The organism is Nonomuraea sp. NPDC051191 (genome assembly GCF_044455665.1).
Classification (GTDB): domain Bacteria; phylum Actinomycetota; class Actinomycetes; order Streptosporangiales; family Streptosporangiaceae; genus Nonomuraea.
In genome coordinates this window covers 234,956-254,734 of sequence record NZ_JBITEZ010000008.1, presented here as the reverse complement: position 1 = coordinate 254,734, position 19,779 = coordinate 234,956, and the positions used below count along the sequence as shown (strand labels likewise).

20 protein-coding genes are annotated in these 19,779 nt (G+C 70.6%); 11 read left to right on the top strand and 9 right to left on the bottom strand.

Features of this window, described 5'->3' with window-relative positions; all coding sequences use genetic code 11:
• Window positions 1-8: 8 nt before the first annotated feature.
• From ACIA8R_RS24660 to ACIA8R_RS24650, 3 genes are all read right to left on the bottom strand, one after another.
• Entirely contained in the window at window positions 9-743 is a 735-nt protein-coding gene (locus ACIA8R_RS24660; RefSeq protein WP_364086357.1) for a phosphocholine cytidylyltransferase family protein, read from the bottom strand.
• Between the two features lie 77 nt (window positions 744-820).
• Window positions 821-1,444, bottom strand: a complete 624-nt coding sequence (locus ACIA8R_RS24655; RefSeq protein ID WP_357702646.1) for a DUF5941 domain-containing protein — start codon at window positions 1,442-1,444, stop codon at window positions 821-823.
• A 52-nt stretch (window positions 1,445-1,496) separates the two neighbouring features.
• On the bottom strand, window positions 1,497-2,912 hold the full coding sequence (locus ACIA8R_RS24650) for a CDP-alcohol phosphatidyltransferase family protein (protein ID WP_397040564.1): 1,416 nt from the start codon (window positions 2,910-2,912) through the stop codon (window positions 1,497-1,499).
• A gap of 91 nt (window positions 2,913-3,003) precedes the next feature.
• Between ACIA8R_RS24650 and ACIA8R_RS24645 the strand changes: the two genes are divergently transcribed.
• A complete protein-coding gene (locus ACIA8R_RS24645) occupies window positions 3,004-3,738 on the top strand; it encodes an IspD/TarI family cytidylyltransferase (protein ID WP_364086353.1) in 735 nt (244 codons plus the stop codon).
• 69 nt (window positions 3,739-3,807) lie between these two features.
• Entirely contained in the window at window positions 3,808-5,541 is a 1,734-nt protein-coding gene (locus tag ACIA8R_RS24640; RefSeq protein WP_397040562.1) for a CDP-glycerol glycerophosphotransferase family protein, read from the top strand.
• Here the strand turns inward: ACIA8R_RS24640 and ACIA8R_RS24635 are convergent, their stop codons facing one another.
• Window positions 5,542-6,558, bottom strand: a complete 1,017-nt coding sequence (locus tag ACIA8R_RS24635; protein ID WP_357702639.1) for a glycosyltransferase family 2 protein — start codon at window positions 6,556-6,558, stop codon at window positions 5,542-5,544.
• Between the two features lie 81 nt (window positions 6,559-6,639).
• Between ACIA8R_RS24635 and ACIA8R_RS24630 the strand changes: the two genes are divergently transcribed.
• The 5 genes from ACIA8R_RS24630 (at window position 6,640) to ACIA8R_RS24610 (ending at window position 11,091) form a co-directional block, all read left to right on the top strand.
• Window positions 6,640-8,082 (top strand): LCP family protein, encoded by a 1,443-nt coding sequence (locus ACIA8R_RS24630; RefSeq protein WP_364086348.1) that lies wholly within the window; start codon window positions 6,640-6,642, stop codon window positions 8,080-8,082.
• 35 nt (window positions 8,083-8,117) lie between these two features.
• Entirely contained in the window at window positions 8,118-8,465 is a 348-nt protein-coding gene (locus ACIA8R_RS24625) for an STAS domain-containing protein (RefSeq protein WP_357702635.1), read from the top strand.
• A gap of 113 nt (window positions 8,466-8,578) precedes the next feature.
• Complete coding sequence (locus tag ACIA8R_RS24620) at window positions 8,579-9,409, top strand: GNAT family N-acetyltransferase (RefSeq protein WP_397040559.1); 831 nt, start codon at window positions 8,579-8,581, stop codon at window positions 9,407-9,409.
• Window positions 9,406-10,245 carry an LLM class flavin-dependent oxidoreductase gene (locus ACIA8R_RS24615; RefSeq protein WP_364086343.1) on the top strand — a complete coding sequence of 280 codons (840 nt, stop codon included), beginning with the start codon at window positions 9,406-9,408 and terminating at the stop codon, window positions 10,243-10,245. Before ACIA8R_RS24620 ends, ACIA8R_RS24615 begins: the two co-directional genes overlap by 4 nt.
• A gap of 153 nt (window positions 10,246-10,398) precedes the next feature.
• Window positions 10,399-11,091 carry a DUF4097 family beta strand repeat-containing protein gene (locus ACIA8R_RS24610; RefSeq protein ID WP_364086341.1) on the top strand — a complete coding sequence of 231 codons (693 nt, stop codon included), beginning with the start codon at window positions 10,399-10,401 and terminating at the stop codon, window positions 11,089-11,091.
• 143 nt (window positions 11,092-11,234) lie between these two features.
• On the opposite strand, the gene ACIA8R_RS24605 is transcribed toward ACIA8R_RS24610, so the two are convergent.
• Window positions 11,235-11,939, bottom strand: coding sequence for a hypothetical protein (locus tag ACIA8R_RS24605; RefSeq protein WP_397040556.1), 705 nt, complete (start codon window positions 11,937-11,939; stop codon window positions 11,235-11,237).
• Window positions 11,940-12,410: 471 nt separating this feature from the next.
• Here ACIA8R_RS24605 and ACIA8R_RS24600 point away from each other — a divergent pair, with 471 nt between their 5' ends.
• Window positions 12,411-12,647: a hypothetical protein gene (locus tag ACIA8R_RS24600; RefSeq protein ID WP_364086337.1), complete on the top strand. Its 237-nt coding sequence runs from the start codon at window positions 12,411-12,413 to the stop codon at window positions 12,645-12,647.
• Between the two features lie 170 nt (window positions 12,648-12,817).
• On the top strand, window positions 12,818-13,273 hold the full coding sequence (locus tag ACIA8R_RS24595; protein ID WP_397040554.1) for a hypothetical protein: 456 nt from the start codon (window positions 12,818-12,820) through the stop codon (window positions 13,271-13,273).
• 523 nt (window positions 13,274-13,796) lie between these two features.
• Here the strand turns inward: ACIA8R_RS24595 and ACIA8R_RS24590 are convergent.
• Window positions 13,797-14,462 (bottom strand): DNA alkylation repair protein, encoded by a 666-nt coding sequence (locus ACIA8R_RS24590; RefSeq protein WP_397040754.1) that lies wholly within the window; start codon window positions 14,460-14,462, stop codon window positions 13,797-13,799.
• A 151-nt stretch (window positions 14,463-14,613) separates the two neighbouring features.
• Here ACIA8R_RS24590 and ACIA8R_RS24585 point away from each other — a divergent pair, with 151 nt between their 5' ends.
• Complete coding sequence (locus tag ACIA8R_RS24585) at window positions 14,614-15,267, top strand: hypothetical protein (RefSeq protein WP_397040553.1); 654 nt, start codon at window positions 14,614-14,616, stop codon at window positions 15,265-15,267.
• A gap of 57 nt (window positions 15,268-15,324) precedes the next feature.
• On the opposite strand, the gene ACIA8R_RS24580 is transcribed toward ACIA8R_RS24585, so the two are convergent.
• Window positions 15,325-16,488 (bottom strand): acyl-CoA dehydrogenase family protein, encoded by a 1,164-nt coding sequence (locus ACIA8R_RS24580; protein WP_364086331.1) that lies wholly within the window; start codon window positions 16,486-16,488, stop codon window positions 15,325-15,327.
• Window positions 16,489-16,611: 123 nt separating this feature from the next.
• Between ACIA8R_RS24580 and ACIA8R_RS24575 the strand changes: the two genes are divergently transcribed.
• Window positions 16,612-17,925 carry a UDP-glucose/GDP-mannose dehydrogenase family protein gene (locus ACIA8R_RS24575; protein WP_357702612.1) on the top strand — a complete coding sequence of 438 codons (1,314 nt, stop codon included), beginning with the start codon at window positions 16,612-16,614 and terminating at the stop codon, window positions 17,923-17,925.
• Between the two features lie 180 nt (window positions 17,926-18,105).
• On the opposite strand, the gene purE is transcribed toward ACIA8R_RS24575, so the two are convergent.
• Both purE and ACIA8R_RS24565 read right to left on the bottom strand, forming a co-directional pair.
• Window positions 18,106-18,582, bottom strand: coding sequence for a 5-(carboxyamino)imidazole ribonucleotide mutase (gene purE, locus ACIA8R_RS24570; protein ID WP_357702729.1), 477 nt, complete (start codon window positions 18,580-18,582; stop codon window positions 18,106-18,108).
• A gap of 20 nt (window positions 18,583-18,602) precedes the next feature.
• Complete coding sequence (locus tag ACIA8R_RS24565) at window positions 18,603-19,751, bottom strand: 5-(carboxyamino)imidazole ribonucleotide synthase (protein WP_357702610.1); 1,149 nt, start codon at window positions 19,749-19,751, stop codon at window positions 18,603-18,605.
• Between the last annotated feature and the right edge of the window lie 28 nt (window positions 19,752-19,779).

The following is a 19,779-nucleotide window of genomic DNA, read 5'->3' as shown; positions in this document are numbered from 1 at the left end:
CGCTCCCTCTAGTAGCGAACGGCTATGGTGCGAGCCTTGGCCAGGTCGTCGTGGTTGTCCACCTCGACCCAGTCGACCTCGCCGATGGGCGCGACGTGGACGGCCTCGCCGCGCTCGACCATCTCCTGGTAACCGTCCTCGTAGTAGAGCTGGGGGTCGCGCTCGAACGTCGCCTTGAGCGCGTCGGCCAGCCGCTCGGCCGCGCCGGGCCTGATGAGCGTGGCGCCGATGTACTCGCCGTACGCCTCGGCCGGGTCCATCAGCTTGGTGATGCGGCGCAGCGAGCCCTCCGGGGAGAGGGTCACCTTCATCTCTTCGTCGGCCAGCTTCTTGACGTCGTCGACCGCGAGCAGCAGGTCGCTGGTCTCGGGGGCGGCCAGCAGCGTCTTCTCCACCGAGACGGGGTGGACGGTGTCGCCGTTGACCAGCAGCACGCCCTGGGCGAAGTAGTCGCGGGCGCACCAGAGGGAATAGGCGTTGTTCCACTCCTCGGCCTTGTCGTTGTGCACGAGGGTGAGCTTGACGCCGTGGCGCCGCTCCAGCTCCTCCTTGCGCTCGTGCACGGCCTGCGCCGCGTAACCGACGACGACCACGACCTCCCGCAGGTCCACCTCTGCCAGGTTGCGCAGCGAGATGTCCATGATCGTGGTTTCGCCGTCAACCGGCACGAGCGCCTTGGGCAGCGTGTCGGTGTACGGCCGCAGGCGTCGTCCGGCCCCGGCGGCCAGAACCATTCCCAGCAACGTGCACTCCTCGGTCGAGCATGACTACGTGTGCCCAAAGGTTAGTTGCCTTTGGCCCCTTCGCGGGTAATCCGGCGTTAGTCTTGCGTTCCCATCTCGCTCGCCTCGACGCCCGAGCGGGGCGCGGCCACCCAGCACGTGATGCTCTCCCAGCCGAACAGCGCCCACAGGTAGAGGGTCAGCAGCACGTACCCGGCGGTCATCCAGCCGGCCAGGGCGGCCAGCGAGACCGCCATCATCCGGCCGTCCCAGCCGAGGCCGAGCGTCGAGAGCCAGGGCGGCGGGTAGACGCGCTGGCGCAGCCGGTAGACCAGGTCGTAGTGGTGGAAGGCGAGCGCGCCGAGCAGCAGGAAGGTCAGCACTGGCGGCAGGCCGTGGGCGAAGCCGCAGGCGGCGATGAAGCTGTACTCGATGAGCCGCAGGATCGGCGGCACGAGCCAGTCGAAGCGGCCGTCGTGCGGGTGGGTGCTGCCCGGCCCGGCCAGGAGCAGCGTCACGGCGGGCGCGAACACCGCGAGCCCGTCGGAGCCGGCCACGCCGATCAGCAGCAGCACGCCCGTGACGAACGTGCCGGCGATCACCGGCGGCAGCGGCGGGAGCTGCCCGGCCACGAGCAGGCCCATCGCGCGCGAGAGCGGCCCGTCGTCGCGGTAGGCGACGACCTTGCTCTCTGGCACGGGGGTCATGTGCACGGAGATCACGCTGCCCACCTCGCAATCCGTCGGACGGCCGCCCCGCCGTGCCGGACGCCGTTCACCGGGCCGACCTCGCGACGCGCCCGGCGAGCTGGTAGAGGGCGGCGACCCCGCCCCAGCACAGCAGGGACACGAACGTCACCCTGGCGTTCCACACGGCGGCGGTGACGGCGATCAGCGCGGTCCGCTCGCCGATGGGCAGCACGACGATCTTCCTGAACCAGCGGGCGACCGAGTCGCCCTCGATCCGCTGGGCGAGCCCGCGCACCCCGTGGGCCTGCCGCGCGTCGCCCGGTTCCAGCAGCGACCGGGCCGGCCTGGCCCACAGCGCCCCGACGCGGCCCGCGTCGGCGACCGCCCCGGCGTAGGAGTAGTCGACGGAGTGCCGGACGACCTGCGCGATCATCGCGGCGGCCGCCAGGTACCAGATGGCGGTCCCGCCGTAGCCGAAGGCGAGCCCGACGTAGACCAGGTACTCCTTCAGCCGGTCGGCCATGCCGTCGGCCCAGGCGCCGAGCGGGGAGAACGCGCGGGTGTAGCGGGCGAGCTGCCCGTCGAGGCAGTCGAGCGCGAACGACATCAGGAACAGCACGCCCCCGGCCACCCGTCCGGGCTGGGTGCCGGCCGAGAACCAGACGGCGGCCAGCGCGGCCAGGCCGATCGAGACGCCGGTGACGGCGTTGGGGGTGAGCTTGAGCCGTACGGCCGGCTTGATCAGGTGGCGCGACCAGGTCGAGACGAAGAACGTGGCGAAGAAGCCGTCGTCCTCCTTGACCGAGGTGTCGAGCCTGACCCTGGCCTCGTCGACCTCGGCGAGCCTGGTCAGGGCGCTGTCGGCGGCGTTCTGGCCGGTCACGCGGTCGGCGTGCAGCGGGCCGATCGAGGCGGCGCGCACCCGTACGCCCGCTCTGACCAGGCCCACCAGCAGCAGGTCGACCGCCTCGACGGCGGTCACCGGGCCGAGCTTGCCGAGGTCGGCCAGCTCGGCCAGCTCCTCGGCGAGGTCGGCCAGGGACGCCAGGTCGGCCTCGCCGGTCTGGAGCACGCCCCTGAAGGTCGCGTTGGCCTCCGGGACGGTGTGGAACGAGCTGCCGGCCGCGACGATCCGGCCGGACTCGACGCGCACGGGCGGCCGCATCGGGGCGGCGGCGTCGTCGTGCGAGACGAGCGCCCCGGTGTCGTGCGCGGGATGTTCGAGCAGGAGCGCGAGCGCCTCGGTGTGGGCGACGAGGTCGGCGGGGAGCACCACGACCGTGCCCGAGGCGACCCGGGCGATCTTGGCCACACCCCGCAGGTCGGCGCCGAGCCCGCCACCGGGGGTCACCACCTGGACGTCACGGACGGGAAGCATGGCGAACTGGTCGCTCAGCCGGTCGAGCAGCGTGCCGTCGGCGCAGGAGAGCCGGCACGCCGGGGTCGTGGCGAGCAGCACCACCGAGGTGGTCGTGCCCTCGCGGATGAGTGAGTCGGGCAAAGCGCAGGTCTCCTCCCGGTAGGGAGTGCGTGGACTCAGCGTAGCGACAGGGGGGCGCGATATCACGGAACAGGACCGTTACGCTGCCGACATGGATGCAGCGCGGCGGTCGGTCGGAGTGCTCCTCGCGGGAGGCGTGGGGCAGCGGGTCGGACATGAGATACCCAAACAGCTCATCGAAGTAGCCGGGCGGACGATTCTGGAGCACTCGATCGCCGTGTTCGAGCAGGCGCCGGAGATCGACGAGATCGTGGTGCTGATGACGCCGGGCTTCACCGACCGGGTGAAGGAGATCGTGGCGAAGGGCGGCCACCGCAAGGTCACCCAGATCGTGGAGGGCGGCCGGAGCCGTACGGAGAGCACGTGGCGGGCGTTGCGCGCGCTGGGCACGCAGGAGTGCGACGTGCTGCTGCACGACGCCGTACGGCCCCTTCTGGAGCCGCGGATCATCACCGAGTGCGTGGCGGCGCTGCGTACCCACCGGGCCGTCAACGTGGCGATCCCGAGCTCCGACACGGTCCTGGTGGCCGTGCCGGGCCCCGACGGCGAGGTCATCGGCGAGGTCCTCGACCGGTCGCGGCTGCGCCGCAGCCAGACGCCGCAGTGTTTCCGGCTCTCGGTGATCCGCGAGGCGTACGAGCGGGCCATGGCCGACCCGGGTTTCGCCGCCCGCCCGGCCACCGACGACTGCGGCGTGGTGCTGCGCTACCTGCCCGAGGTGCCGATCCACCTGGTCCAGGGCAGCGAGCGCAACATCAAGGTCACCCATCCGGACGACCTGCGGATCGCCGAACAGCTCTTCGCGATCAAGGGGTCCATCTCCTGACGTGTCCGGGCATGTCGTAGACGTTCGCGTGGAAGGCCCTTGACCTGCGGGTTGTTACCGTGCGGTCGCATGAGAAGACTGCTGGCGATCGGCGCGCTGCTCGGCTGCTACCCCATCCTGCTGGCGTCGGCGCTGTGGCCGGCGCCGCTGCTGTTCGGGCTGGTCGCCGTGGTCTCCTACGCCATGGAGCTCGCCGCCGGACGTCTGGCCGACGGGCTGACCGACCTGCTCAGCCGGATGCACCTGGGGACCACCCTGCGGTTCGCGGCCAGGGAGACGGCCGCGCTGCTGCTGGTGGCGCGGGTGTCGGGGGCCGACTCGCCGTGGTTCGTGGCGCTGGCCGCCGGGCTGTTCGCGCTGCACGGCGCGCGGGCCGCGCACTCGGGCCTGGCCATCCGCCTGCGGCAGACGCTGAGCAGCATGCCGGTGACCACCCGCAACCTCGACGTGTCCGCGCTGCGCATCCCCAAGATGCCGCCCCCGTTCCTGGGCGCCCATCGCGGCCTGCGCTTCCTCGGTCTGGACGCCCTGCCGGTGCTCGGCGCGACGTTGGGCGCGGCGGCCGGCGCGCTCGGCGCGGGCGTGGCCTTGGTGCTCGGCGCGGCGGGCGTGCTGGCGCTCCTCCCGTACGTGCGCCGCACCCGTCCGCTCGGTGACCGGGCGCGGGTGCTGGAGGTCGTGGGCGAGCAGGTCAGGGCCTACGACCCCGAGGTCATCCTGTACTTCTCCGGCGCGACGGCCGCCGCCTACCAGGCCAGGATGTGGCTGCCCACGCTCGAACGCATCGGCAGGCGCGCCATCGTCGTGCTGCGCGAGCGCGGCATGGCCAGGCACCTGGAGTCGACCACGCTGCCGATGGTGTGCATCCCGTCCTCGGCCGACCTGATGAGCTTCCGCGCCCTGTTCGGCGCCAAGCTCTGCCTATACGTCTCCAACGTCGGCCGCAACGTCCACATGCTGCGCATCCCGACCCTGCGCAGCGTGTTCCTCAACCACGGCGACAGCGACAAGGAGGCGTCGTTCAACCCGTTCTCACGGGTCTACGACGAGGTGTGGGTGGCCGGGCCGGCCGGGCGCGACCGTTACCGCCGGGCCCGGGTGGGCGTCCGGGACGAGAGCATCCACGAGGTCGGCCGTCCGCAGCTCGAAGGCATCTCGACCGAGGGCCCGCGGCTGCCGTACCGGACCGTCCTGTACGCCCCCACCTGGGAGGGCTGGAACGACGACCTGTTCCACACGTCGCTGATCACCATGGGCCCGCGCATCGTGCGCGCCCTGCTGGACCACGACCCGCCGCTGCGGATCATCTACAAGCCGCACCCGCTGACCGGCCACCGGGACAAGAGCGCCGCGCGGGCGCACCGCAGGATCGTGTCCATGATCGAGGCGGCCGAGCTGGCGAAGTCGAAGGCCAGGCATCCGTCGAGCCCCGGCGGGGCGCCGGAGGTCAGGCACCTGATCGTCACCGCCGAACGCCCGCACCTGTACGAGTGCTTCAACGAGTGCGACCTGCTGATCAGCGACATCTCCAGCGTCGTGGCCGACTTCCTGGCCAGCGAGAAGCCGTACGCGGTGACGAACGTCGCGGGATTGCCCGAACGCGCCTTCCACGAGCGCTACCCGAGCACCGAGGCGGGGGTGCTCCTCGGCGAGGACCTCGCGGCCCTCGCCGGTTTCCTGGACGGTGAGGACACCCTGGCCCGAGCCAGGATCAAGCTCAGGAGCTACCTGCTCGGGCCGGAGTACCCGGACGCGCTGACCCGCTTCGACGCGGCCGTCGAGCGGGTCTTCGCGGGTTCGTGATCAGTGTGGCGGCCTGGCCAGTTTCCGTGGACTGGTGAGGAAGCCCCAGCCCCACGAGACGTGCATCGCCGCGTAGACGAGGGGCAGCCGCAGCTTGGCGGCGCCCGGGAGCCCGCTGCCGGTGACCGCCGAGCCGGCCACGAGGGCCAGCGCGTAGCCCCCGGGGACGACGAGCGTGAGCGGGAAGAACGGCGACAGGACCAGCCCCAGCGCCATGGCCAGCACCGCGGCGGGCGGCGCCAGGTAACGCAGGTTGATCGTGCCCTCGTGGGTGCGCGCGACCACGCGCCGCCAGCGGCCGTAGTGGAAGTACTGCTTGGCCAGGGCCTTCACGTTGGGCCGCGGACGGTAGGAGACCCGCATGCGCGGCTGGAACCACACCAGCCCGCCGGTCTGGCGGATGCGGTGGTTCATCTCCCAGTCCTGGGCCCGCTGGAAGTGCTCGTCGTAGCCGCCGACCCGGTCGAGCGCCGACCGGCGGAAGACGCCGAGGTAGACGGTGTCGGCCGGGCCCGCGGTGCCGCCCACGTGGAAGGCGGCGGCGCCGACGCCGATCTTGGAGGTCATGGCGCAGGCCACGGCCTGCTCGAACGGTGTGACGCCTTCGGCCGCCATGACGCCGCCCACGTTGTCGGCGCCGGTCTCGGCCAGCGTCTCGACGGCGACGCGCAGGTAGTCGGAGGGCAGCATGGCGTGCCCGTCGACCCTGGCGATGATGCCGTTGCGTGAGGCGGCGATGGCGGCGTTGAGCGCGTTGGGCGTGCGACCGGTCGGGTTGGGCACCACGGTCACCCGGCGGTCGGCCGCCGCGATGGCGTCGGCGACCTCCTGGGTGCGGTCTTGGGACGGACCCACGGCGAGGACGACCTCGATCTCACCGGGGTAGCTCTGGGCGAGGACCTGGTCGACGGCCTCGCGAAGGTGCCGCTCCTCGTTGAGGACCGGCATGACGACGGAGATGGGGGGCCAGCCGCGCGTCTCCGCGGGCGCGTGCGGCGAGTCGGGGAACTGCTTCATGGCGGGGCTCACGCTACTGTACGACCAGGGGAGAAGGGCAATCGAAAGCCCTACGTCCCCGGCGGATACGAGGAGGAGGGCATGCGCGAACCGGGCGAGGAGGACGGCGGCGTGCTGGTGGGCGGCGACGCCTACGGCGGCGTCAGGCTGACCCCTGCCACCCGTCCCCGCAGGCCCGTCAGGAGTGCCAAGGCGCGCCGCCGCAACGTGATCGTCGCGGGCGTGCTGTCCACGGGCATCCTGGTCACCACCGGCGTGGTCTGGGCGACCCCGCGCCAGATCGGCACGGTCGACGCGGGCGTCACCGCCCCCAAGTCGCAGGGGGCCGAGAACATCCTGCTGGTCGGCATCGACAAGCGCGACGACCTGACCCGGCAGCAGCAGAACCAGCTCAAGCTGGGCCGCGAGTCCGGCCAGCGCACCGACACGATGATGGTCATCCACCTGTCGGAGGACCACCAGCGCGTCACCGTGGTGAGCCTGCCGCGCGACACCTGGACGACGGTCCCCGGCAAGGGCGACCACAAGATCAACTCGGCCTACCAGTACGGCGGGCCGAAGCTCACCATGCAGACCGTCAAGGCCGCGACCGGGCTGGAGATCAACCGCTACATCGAGGTGAACATCCTCGGGTTCATCGACGTGGTCGACTCGCTCGGCGGGGTCACCGTCTGCACGCCCATCCCGATCAACGACCCGAAGACGGGCCTCAACCTGCCCGCCGGCACCCACCAGCTCCAGGGCGCCCAGGCGCTCGGCTACGCCCGCACCCGCGCCACCGCCCGCTCCGACCTCGACCGCATCGACCGGCAGCAGCAGGTCATCTCCGCGCTGCTCAATCGCGCGCTCAGCGCCGACACGCTGGCCAACCCGGCCAAGCTCGCCGCGTTCGTCAACTCCACGCTGAGCACGGTCAAGGTCGATCCCGACGACGGGCTGATCGGGCTGGCCTCCCAGCTCCGCGACGTCTCGCTGGAGGACGTCCGGTTCGCCGACGTGCCGCTCGCGAACGTCGACTTCAAGGCCCCGACCGGCGAGTCCGCGGTGTTGTGGGACCGTCCGGCGGCCCGCGACATGTTCCGCCGCATCGACGCCGACCAGGACCTCGCCAAGCCCGCGCCGACCAAGACGGCCACGCCCGCGCCGGTCAAGACGGTGGTCCCGCCGGAGAGCGTCACGGTCAAGGTCATGAACGGCACGCTCATCACGGGGCTGGGGGCGCGTACCAAGTCGGCGCTGGCGGCCTCCGGGTTCAAGGTGCCCGGCGAGCCCGGCAACACCGACAAGAAGGACCACAAGCAGACTCTCGTGCGTTACGCCGCCGGCCAGGAGGCCGCCGCCCGCCTGGTGGCGTCCGTCATCCCGGGCGCGGAGTTGCGGCAGGCCGACGTCGAGGGCGTCGAGGTGATCGCCGGCAGCGACCAGCCGAAGATCAAGAAGCTCAAGCAGCCGGACGCACCGTCCAGCAAGCCGAGCGCCACCCCGACGACCAAGACCGCCATGGAGAACATCTGCAAGAAATAGGCATAACTAGCTAAAGCCAGGGCACGTGAATTGCCATGGTGGTCAAGTCTTGGCGGGAGGACCCCTGTACCGTCCTGCACGTCGTCGGCGATCTCGACGTGGCGGGCGCTCCTCGGCTTCGCGCCGAGCTCGATCAGGCGCTGGCGGCGGCTGATCCGCTCAATCTGGTGATGGACCTGACCGAGGTGCCCTTCTGCGACTCGGTCGGGCTCGGCGTCCTGGTGGCGACGCTCAACCACGTCCAGGACCTGCGCGGACGGATGATCCTCGTCCTCGGGCCGGGCATGATCCGGCACCTTCTGACGATCACCAATCTCGACCGGCACTTCGAGACCAGCGCCACGCTCGGCGAGGCCCGCGCCGCCCTCGACCCGGCCGCCTGACCGCGCCGGCCGCCGGGATCATTGGACGTGATGTCATCCAGGGCACACCTTCCCTGAGCCGCCGGCTCGTAGGCTCACGGGGAGAGCCCCCCTCACGTCCGGAGGCTTCCACGTTGTTCGATGAGTTCCCCGAGCCTGCCCGCTCCCAGCTCGCCGCGGCCTTCGACGAGGGCAGGACCCGGCCGGAGTGGTGTTTCGCGGAAGGACGGGCGCGCCTGGCGTTCTGGGCCCCCTTCGCGGGCGCGGACCCGGTGATCGTCTGGCAGTTCGACCCCGGCCCCGACCCCGCGGCCGCCGCCGAGCTGCTGCGCCGCGGCCTGCGCACGACGGGGCTCGACAAGATCATGTACGACATCTCGCTCGCGCCCGGCCTGACCCCCGTCGTGGACCGGGCGGTGGAGCACGAGGCGCTGACCGCGGCCGGGTTCGTCATGGAGGTCGAACGGCTGACGCTCGAATGGGCGGCCGGCACCGACCTGCCGGAGGACCCGGGCAGGCTGACGTACCGGCCGGCCCGCGAGATGCGCCCCGACGACGTGCTCGCCCTCCTCATGCGCATCTCCGAGGGCTCGCTCGACCACGACACGCAGGTCGAGGTGGCCACCGCCGGCGCCGCGCACGAGGCCCGCTGGATGTACGACGACCTGCTCAACCGCAGGGCCAAGCCCGGCTGGTTCGTCGTCGGCCATCTGGGCGACTCCCCCGTCGGCCTGGTCGCGCCCGACGACCACTCCATCGCCTACATCGGCGTGGTGCCCGAGCACCGGGGGCAGGGCTACGTCGACGACCTGCTCGCCCACGGCACGCGCACGCTGGCCGAGGCCGGGCTCCAGCGGATCGTCGCCGGGACCGACGTGGGCAACACGCCTACCGCGAACGCCTTCCTGCGTGCCGGATACTCGGAGGTCGGCCGGTTGTTCCGCTATTACTGGAGGGCTTCGTGAGGCTTGGCGTGATGTTCGACCGGGACCTGCCGCCCGAGGAGCTGATCCCGTTCGCCCGGGCGCTCGACGAGACCGCCGTCGACGACCTGTGGGTGGTGGAGGACCTGGGCTGGACCGGCGGCGTCTCCGCGGCGGCCACCGCGCTGGCCGTCACGTCGCGGCTGCGCGTCGGTATCGGCATCACCCCCGCACCGCTGCGCAACCCGATGCTGCTGGCGATGGAGATCGGCAACCTGGCCCGGATGCATCCCGGCCGGCTGGCCGCGGGCATCGGGCACGGCGTGCAGGAATGGATGCGCCAGGTCGGCGCCGCCGTGCCGTCGCCGCTCGCCCTGCTGGAGGAGACGATCACGACCGTACGCGCCCTGCTGCGCGGCGAGACGGTCACCCTGCACGGCAAGGCGGTGCACCTCGACGGCGTGTCGCTGGTGCATCCGCCGGACGTGCCGCCGCCCGTCCTGGCGGGCGTGAAGGGGCCGCGGTCGCTGGCGCTGTCGGGCCGCGTCGCGCAGGGCACGATCGTGCCGGAGGGCGTCGGGCCTGAGCAGCTTCCCGGCATCGTCGCTCAAATCGCCGGCGGCGACGAGCACGAGCTGGCCGTCTTCACCTTCCTGCACATCGGTGACGAGGCGGACCGGCTCGCCCACCCGGTGGTCCGGGACCAGGCGGCCTTCCTGGGCGTGCCGCCGCAGGACGTCGTCATGGCGGCCGGCTCCCCTGCGCAGGCGGCGGAGCAGGTCAGGAGCATGTGGGCGGCCGGGGCGCGCACGGTGGTCGTCCGCCCGCTGGGCCGTGATCCGCTGCCGCACGTGCGCGCCCTGCTGTCGGCGCTGTAGCCCCACCGGCGTCGGGCTGGGTCCCACCGGCGTTCCCTGGCGTCGGGGGTGTGGTTCCAATGGCCGAATGGCGGAGGGCCATCGGTCGAACGGCCGATGGGCCTTCGCCGCCGCTTCGCCACGATCGATTCCATGAGGCTTTTGGTGGTAATCGTGGCAATCCTGGCGGTCACCGGCTGTAGCGTGCGCTTCGACAGCGAAGAGGTGCCGGCCGTCCAGACGTTCCCGTTCACGGGAGCCGAACTGAAGATCGCGTCCTCGCTGGGCGGGCTGCGGGTGCTGCCCGGCACCAGCCCGGCCATCGAGGTGCAGCGCTGGGCGCGCGGCAAGGCCGCCACCAACTCCTCCTGGTCGCTGCGGGACGGCGTGCTGCGGCTCAGCGCCGACTGCACGCTCATCGTCGGCGACTGCGGCGCCCGCTACCACGTGAAGGTCCCGGCCGGGGTGCGGCTGACGATCGACTCCCCCGACGGCGTCATCCTGAACGGACTCACCCAGGACGTCGACGTCTCCAGCGGCGACCGCATCGAGGTCAAGGACGCCTCGGGCAAGCTGCGCCTGCTGAGCGACTCCGGCATGATCGAGGGCGAGGGCCTGCGGTCGCCCAGCGTGCGCGGGCGCACCTTGGACGGCTCGATCTCCCTGGCCTTCGCCACGCCGCCCACGAACCTGGACCTGAAGTCCCGCGAGGGCGGCGTGACCGTCCGCGTGCCGAAGGACTCCTACCAGGTCACGGTCAAGAGCGAGGACGGCTCCGAGCACTCCGACTTCAAGAGCACGAAGTCCAGCCCGAGGACCATCCTCGCGCGCAGCACGTACGGGAACGTCCGCGTCCTGGCCCGGTAGCCGTCGCCGTCGAACCGCCGGTGGCCTCGTCCTGGAGGCCGCCGGGGGGCGAGTGCCCAGCTCTGGGGCGGGCCGTCCGGCGAGGCCCGCCGTGCGGCGCACGGATCCGTACCCGCGAATCGCGGCGGACCGCCACACCGCGATCAGCCGACCTCCGCCTCCACCGCGCCCGCGGGCACCTCGGCCTCCCGCAGCATCTCCACCGCCCGCACCTCCACAGCCGGTACGGACGCCTCCGCCTGCCGGACGGCCTTCCAGAAGTACGTCGAGCTGGGCTTTCCCGCCTCGGCGCACTCCTCGGCCAGGGTCCTGGCCATCGCCGCCAACCGGCGCCCGCGCAGTTGGAAGCCCGCCGCCTCCGGCACCGCGCCGAGCGCCCGGTGGTTCCAGTACGTGGCGAGCCGCCGCCAGTGCTCGGCCTCCTTCCCACCCGCGCCGCACGCCTCGCACGCCAGCAGGACGGCCAGCTCGTGCGCGGCCCTGGCGTCACCTCTCTCCGCCGACCGCAACCGGAACATGCCCAAACGCCCCCAATGCAGGGGAACACGCAGTTCCGTGGGTGACGGCCGCCACGACGACTGCTCACCGGGAACGGGCTCCAGGACGTCCCCGCCGGTCCGATCGGCGGCCGGCGGCCTGTCCCCGCGCCGCACGGACTCGCCCTCCCCTTCCTTGGCCATCTGCCACAGGGCACTGAACTCCCTGGTCAGCTCCTCCGGAGTCTCGATGGGCATGCCGGACTTCACCGCGATCACCTGGCACACCTCGACGATGGTCCGCATCAGCATGAAGTCCGGTACCTTCTGCGACCTGCCGTTCAGCAGGTCGGACACGGTCGAGGTCGGCAACGGCCGGCGCCATCTGTTTCGTTCGGGGTCTTCTGCCAAAAGAGCGAGGGCGACTTTTTCAATCCGTTTCAGCGAGGGGTTTCCGCATTCAACTTTACGCAACCTGTTCAGACGCGCCACAAGCACAGCAAGGTGATCTTCGTCTTGATCGACATCTTTCATGAGCCGCTCCGGTTCGGACACCGTTGTCCGGTTTAAGAGTGGAAGTGGCGCACGAGAAGACAGACGGGCGCCACATCTCATCGCGCTGAGATAAGTAGCCATAGTGCCATAAGTCGGTCTTGTCGGGGTGCCAAGCACAACACACACATCTGCCCCTTCAGCCCCTCTCAGCCGAATCCATCCGAGATCGTCCGAATACGTCCGAGGCAAGCGCGATCATGGCCGGAATGATCAATTGCCAGGACGCGTCCCCGAGCCCCGCTGGTACTCCTACGTCATGAAAAAAGCCCGTACGGCAAGGGGATACGAATGAGCAAGGCAACCCTCATCTGGTCGGCGGTCAGCGGCGCCCTGCTCGCGGTGCTCGTCGGTGTCGTCGCCGGCCTGCTCGCCACCGGGAACGGCAGCACGGTCGCCGGCGCCATCATGGCGGGCGCGACGGCCTCCGGCGGCTTCGCGGCACTCTGGATCACCGGCACCTCGGCCGCGCACACCTGGCTGAACTCCCAGAAGCCCGAAACCCCCTCGCAGAACACCGGCGACTGACCCCGCGCCCGGCCCCGCCCGCCCCCGCAACCCCACGCCCCCGCAACCACACGGGACGGCGAACGCCCCAAGGACCGGTCGGAGACCCCGCACCGGTCCACATCCGCCCGCGAAGTCCGGCGAGTTACGCTGACGGCCGTCCTGCGATTCGACAACCCCCGGAGGCGCCCATGACGATGCCCAAGAAGGGCTCCCGGCTCATCACGGTCGACGGCACCGCTTTCCGCTGGCGCGTCAGCCACAGACCCGCCTCTCGCGGCGATTCCCCGAGCCCGCTCACCTTCGTCGTCGAACGCGACGAGAATCCCGGCCGCGTTCTCCGCGTGTCACTCCCCTGCGCCCGGCCGGACAACTGGGAGGGAGCGCGGACAATCGCGATCCGTCCGCCGCTCGTCGCCGGATGCGTCCGCCGTGCCCTCGGACAAGGCTGGCTCCCCGCGCGCCCCGGCCCCGCATTCACCCTCCCCGTCACCGAGGACGAACTGACCGAACTCCTGGACGGACCGCCCGCCTATCTGATCCCTTTCCTCTGGGGCATGATCCCGGAAGGCGGCACGATCAGGGATCTCCCCCGGGCCAGGCGGATCTGGAGCCGCGAGAACGCCGGGCCCGACCGGACTCCGTAATTCGACTTCCTCCGGCGACAATTCCGTTGCCCGTCCCACCGGTCGACGGGCAAGGCCGGAAACGTGATCCGACTACGCATCCTGTCCCCCGACGACTGACCGCGCTCACCGAAGCGGGCCGCGCCTTCGGGGCCACACTGGCCGACTGGCAGGGCGAAGGCGAGCGCGAGGAACGCCGGCGGGCACGCCTGACGATGCGCGGCTCGCACAACGTCGTCACCTTCCTCGACGGCCACCCTGCAGCTTTCCGTCAAACCATGCAACGCTCCCGCCATTGCGCTTTACACCCGTCACGGTTACCAGGACTCCGAAATACCCACGCGAATGCCGAGTGACGACGAAGGCCCTTCTCGCCAGGGACGCGGCCGATCATCGAAACCAATGGAAATCCATTGGAAAGGGCGCCAAACGGACCCTCCGAATTGAGCCCGCGCGACATTGGCCAAGAGCTCGATCTCCCGCCACAACTAGAAATGTGAACCAGGCCCGTCCCTCGAACCCTGCCATTCGACGTCATGGCGACTCACTTCGCCTGAGAAGCCACCGTCCCGCCCTGCCCCCGGCGCACCATCTCCGCGATCCAGACGGGCGCGAACGGCGACGTGCACCCCGGGGACGTCGGGTAGTCCTTGAGCACTTCCAACCGCTCACCGATGTCGACCGCACGGGCACGATGCTCGGCGTGCTCGATCCCGATGTGAGCCAGGCAGTTGTTCATCTCCCACTGCAGGCGATCGGGGGCGTCCTTCATCTCCGCCTCGATGACGTCGAGCAGCCCCACCAGGTCGAGCCCCTCGGGCTTCTTCGCCACACGCTCGACGGTCAACGCCCACCCGGCACTCGCGACCACCGGATCCGCATCGCCCGACCAGGCCACACGCAGCTCTTCGGCGTACGGGCTCTTCTTCACCACGTAGTTCACGAGCCAGTCGTGCACCTTGGGCCTACGCGCCTGGCGCACCATGGCGTCCAGCTCGTCACGCCCGAACGCCTTCGGACGGCAGATCAGCATCGCCAGCAGTCTCGCCGCGGTGTCCCCCGTCGCCCAGAGCTCGCACGCGAGCTCCTGCTGCGTCTTCAACCGCTTGGCGAGCGCGCGCAGCTTGCCGAGGTTCACGCCGTGATCGTCGCCGTGTCTCTCGTTCACCTCGCGCGCCTTGGGGTCCTCCAACGCGGCCAGCTCGGCCATCACCTCGGTCAGCGTCACCCCGGCCACCTCAGCCTCCCATCCCTCAGACGCAGCTCCACCCTACGACGACCACCGCCCACGGGCTGCCCGCAGCTCCGGCCCTGACACACTGCTCGGTGTGTCTCCGACGGGCCGATCAGAGGAGTGCCGGATGGTCAACGCTTCCACCTGGGACGGCGTCACCCTGCGGTCGAGCTACCACGATCGGGTGATCGAGGCACGCGACGAACTGGCCGACGCCGCCCGTGACGGTAACTGGCCTGCGGTCTTCGACCTGCTCGAAGAGCACCCCGACTGGATCAACGGCGCCAGAGTCGGCGGCACCAGCGGATACACCCCGCTTCACCAGGCCGCCTGGCACGGCGCCGACGCCGACATCGCTCACCGACTGATCGCCCGCGGCGCCTGGCGCACGCTGCGCACGGCCCAAGGAGAGCAGGCGGCAGCCATCGCCGCCCGCCTGGGACACCATCACCTGCTGGAGCCGCTCACGCCGGTCGTCCACCACCACGTGCCGGCCGAGACCCTGGCCTCGATCCAACTCCACTTCCACGCACTGATCCACGAACGCGCCGACGACCTGATCACCGAACACCAGTTGCGCCTCCCCGAACTGGAGCCCCTCACCGAACAGCGCAACCCGGCCTGCTGGTTCCCCGTCCCCGGCATGTACGGCGGCTTCGGCTACCGACTGGAACAGTCCCGCCTGACCGTGGAAAGCTGGTGCCGCGTCGCCGGCGGATCAGGCCGGCGCCACGTCATCAACGAACACGGCACCCAACTCATCGCCGAAGGCTTCGTCTGACCGACAGCCCAGCCCCGCCATGCCCGACAAGCAGGCGGGGTTTTCGCACGTCAAGGGTTACTTGAGGAGCTGGCGGGCCATCACCATGCGCTGGATCTGGTTGGTGCCCTCGTAGATCTGGGTGATCTTGGCGTCGCGCATCATGCGTTCCACCGGGAAGTCCTTCGTGTACCCGTATCCGCCCAGGAGTTGCACCGCGTCCGTGGTGATCTCCATGGCGGCGTCCGAGGCGGCGCACTTGGCGGCGCTCGACAGGAAGGTCAGGTCCTTCTGCGGCCGGCCGTGCATGGCCAGTTCGCTCTTGGCGGCGGCGCGGTAGGTCAGCTGCCTGGCGGCCTCCAGCTTCATCGCCATGTCGGCGATCATGAACTGCAAACCCTGGAAGTCGCCGATCGCGCGGCCGAACTGCTTGCGTTCCTTCACGTAGCCGATCGCGTAGTCCAGGGCGCCCTGGGCGATGCCCAGTGCCTGGGCGGCGATGGTGACGCGGGTGTGGTCGAGGGTGGCGAGGGCCGTCTTGAAGCCGGTGCCGGGCTCGCCGATCATGCGGGACGCCGGGATGCGGACGTTCTCCAGGATCACCTGGCGGGTCGGCGAGGCCTTGATGCCGAGCTTCTTCTCCTTCGGTCCGAAGGAGACCCCTTCGTCGGACTTCTCCACCACGAAGGCGGAGATGCCCCGGGCGCCCGCGGACGGGTCCGTCACGGCCATCAGCGTGTAGTACTCGGAGACGCCGGCGTTGGTGATCCACATCTTGGTGCCGTTGAGCACGTAGTGGTCGCCGTCGAGAACGGCGCGGGTCTTCATGGCGGCGGCGTCGGAGCCCGCCTCCGGCTCGGACAGCGCGTACGAGAACATGGCCTCGCCCCTCGCCACCGGCTTCAGGTAACGCTGCTTGAGCTCCTCGGACGCCGAGAGCAGGAGCGGCACGGTGCCCAGCTTGTTGACCGCCGGGATGAGCGAGGACGACGCGCAGGCCCGCGCGACCTCCTCGATGACGATCACAGCGGCCAGCGCGTCAGCCCCTGCGCCCCCGTACTCCTCGGGAACGTGTACGGCGTGCAGGTCGGCGGCGACGAGGGCCTTGTAGACGTCCCAGGGGAACTCTTCGGACTCGTCGGCCGCCGCGGCCTGCGGCGCGATCTTCTCGTCGGCCAGGGCGCGGACCGTCTCCCTGAGCATGTCGTGCTCTTCGGCGGGCGCATAGAGAGGGAAGCTCATGCATAGATACTAGGACGTCCGAGCACTTTGTTACCAGCTAGTACGGTTTGCGAACAGGTGCAGGTGGCACGAAGGAGGTAGCGAAGGCCGGTAGCATGCCTGGCGATCGAAAGGAGCTCGCTCGTGCCATATCGCCTCACGGTGATCGGGACCGGATACCTGGGCATCACGCATGCGTCCTGCATGGCTGATCTCGGATTCGAAGTCCTTGGCCTCGACATTGACGCGGACAAGATCCGCCGGCTGAACAACGGTGAGCTCCCCATTCACGAGCCCGGGCTGGAACCCGTGCTCCGCCGTGGGCTCGACTCCGGACGTCTTCGCTTCACCAGCTCCTACGAAGAGGTCGCCGCCTTCGGTGACGTGCACTTCGTCTGCGTCGGCACGCCCCAGAAGAAGGGCGAGTACGCCGCGGACGTGTCGTACATGGAAAACGCCATCGAATCGCTCGCGCCGCTCCTCGACCGCGAGTGCCTGGTCGTGGGCAAGTCCACCGTGCCGGTCGGCACCGCCGAGCGCATGGCCGACAAGCTCGCCCGCCTGGCCCCCGCGGGCGTCGGCGTCGAGCTGGCGTGGAACCCGGAGTTCCTGCGCGAGGGCTTCGCGGTCGAGGACACCCTCCACCCCGACCGCATCGTGCTCGGCGTGCGCTCGGAGCGGGCCGAGAAGGTGCTGCGCGACGTGTACGCGCCGCTCGGGGAGGTCCCGTTCGTGGTGACCGACTTCGCGACGTCCGAGCTGGTCAAGACGGCGGCCAACGCCTTCCTCGCCACCAAGATCTCCTTCATCAACGCCATGGCCGAGGTCTGCGAGGCCGCGCACGCCGACGTCAAGCAGCTCTCCGAGGCGCTCTCGTACGACGACCGCATCGGCGGACGCTTCCTCAACGCCGGGCTCGGCTTCGGCGGCGGCTGCCTGCCCAAGGACATCAGGGCCTTCATGGCACGGGCCGGCGAGCTGGGGGCCGACCAGGCGCTGACGTTCCTGCGCGAGGTCGACGCGATCAACATGCGCCGGCGTGCCCGCATGGTCGACCTGGCCAGGGAGCTGGCGGGCGGCTCGTTCCACGGGTGCACGGTCGGCGTGCTGGGCGCGGCCTTCAAGCCGAACTCGGACGACATTCGCGACTCCCCCGCCCTCGACGTCGCCGTGACGATCGGCCACCAGGGCGGACAGGTCACCGTCTACGACCCGATCGCGCTCGACAACGCTCGTAAGGCTCATCCGGAGCTGAACTACGGCGAGTCGGCCGTCGACGCGGTCCGTGGAGCGCACGTGGTGCTGCTGCTGACGGAGTGGAAAGAGTTCCTGGAGCTCGATCCGGAGGAGCTGGGCGCGGTGGTCGCGACCCGGCGCATCGTCGACGGCCGCAACGCGCTCAACGCCGAGGTGTGGCGCTCGGCCGGCTGGCACTACCGGGCACTCGGCCGCCCGTAGCCCCTGCGCCCGCCGTAGCTCACCGGGTGCCCGGAGAAGGACCTCCCGGCGCCCGCAAAAGACACCCGGGCGCCCGGAGACAAGACCTCCCGACACCCGCAGAAACACCCCCGGGCGCCCGGAGACAAGACCTCCTGGGCGCCCGTCCTGAAAGGGCCTGTACGGCTCTGAGCTGCATGCTCAGAGCTCAGCGGCCTCCGCGCGCAGCTTCTCGCCCTTGGCGTACGCCTGCTCCTTGAGACGCCCCTGGAACTCCTCCATGCGCTCACGCAGCCCGGCGTCGGAGGCCCCGAGGATGCGTACGGCCAGCAGCCCCGCGTTACGCGCGCCCCCGACCGCGACCGTGGCAACCGGCACCCCGGCCGGCATCTGGACGATCGACAGCAGCGAGTCCATCCCGTCGAGGTACTTCAGCGGCACCGGCACCCCGATCACCGGCAGCGGCGTCACCGAGGCCAGCATGCCCGGCAGGTGTGCCGCGCCGCCGGCGCCCGCGATGATCACCCGGATGCCGCGGGAGGCCGCCTGCCGCCCGTACTCGATCATCTCGACCGGCATGCGGTGGGCCGAGACGACGTCCGCCTCGAACGGCACCCCGAACTCCGCCACGGCCTCGGCCGCGGCCTTCATCACGGGCCAGTCGGAATCCGACCCCATGACGATCCCGATGCGCTCTGTCACGTGTACTCCCCGGTCATGAGGTAGACGGCGGCGTGGCGGGCGCGGGCGCGGACCTTGTCGAGGTCGGAGCCCAGAGCCGTGACGTGGCCGATCTTGCGGCCCGGACGCACTTCCTTGCCGTAGAAGTGCAGCTTGATGCCGGGGTCGTGGGCCAGCACGTGCTCGTAGCGCTTGAACAGGTCGGGGTCGTCGCCGCCCAGCAGGTTGGCCATGACGACGACGGGGGCGGTCATCGACGGCGAGCCGAGCGGCAGGTCGAGCACGGCCCGCAGGTGCTGCTCGAACTGGGACGTGGTCGAGCCCTCGATCGTCCAGTGGCCGCTGTTGTGGGGGCGCATGGCCAGCTCGTTCACCACGAGGCCGTCGGCCGTCTGGAACAGCTCCACCGCCAGCAGCCCGGTCACGCCCAGCTCGTGGGCGATCTTCAGGCCGATGCGCTGGGCGACGGCGGCGTCCTCGGGGTCCATGCCGGGGGCGGGGGCGAGCACCTCGACGCAGATGCCATCCTGCTGCACGGTCTCCACGACCGGATAGCTGACGCCCTGCCCGTGGGGCGAGCGGGCCACCAGCACCGCGAGCTCCCGTTCGAACGGCACGAACGCCTCGGCCATCAGCTCGACGCCGGTCGCGAACGCCTCGGCCACCTCTTCGGGCGTGCGGCAGACCCACACGCCACGCCCGTCGTAGCCGCCGCGCACCGACTTCAGCACCACCGGCCAGCCGTGCTCGCCGGCGAACGCCGAGACGTCCTCGGCGGAGGCGACCCGGGCCCAGGCGGGGCAGGGCACGCCGATCGCGGTCAGCCGCTCGCGCATGACCGCCTTGTCCTGAGCGTGCACGAGCGCGTCGGCGCCCGGGTGCACGGCGTGGCCGTCGGCGATCAGGGCCCTGATGTGCTCGGTCGGCACGTGCTCGTGGTCGAACGTGATCGCGTCGCACCCCTGGGCGAACGCGCGCAGATCGGCCAGGTCGCGGTAGTCGCCGACCCGGGTGTCGACGATCACCCGTGCGGCGCTCTCGCCGGCGGCGGCGGCCAGCACCCTCAGCTCGACCCCGAGCGCGATGGCGGGCTGCTGCGTCATCCGGGCGAGCTGGCCGGCGCCGACCACACCCACGACCGGCCCGATGGGACTGTAGGAACTCACGTGAGGTGAGCTTACCGGGACGGAACGA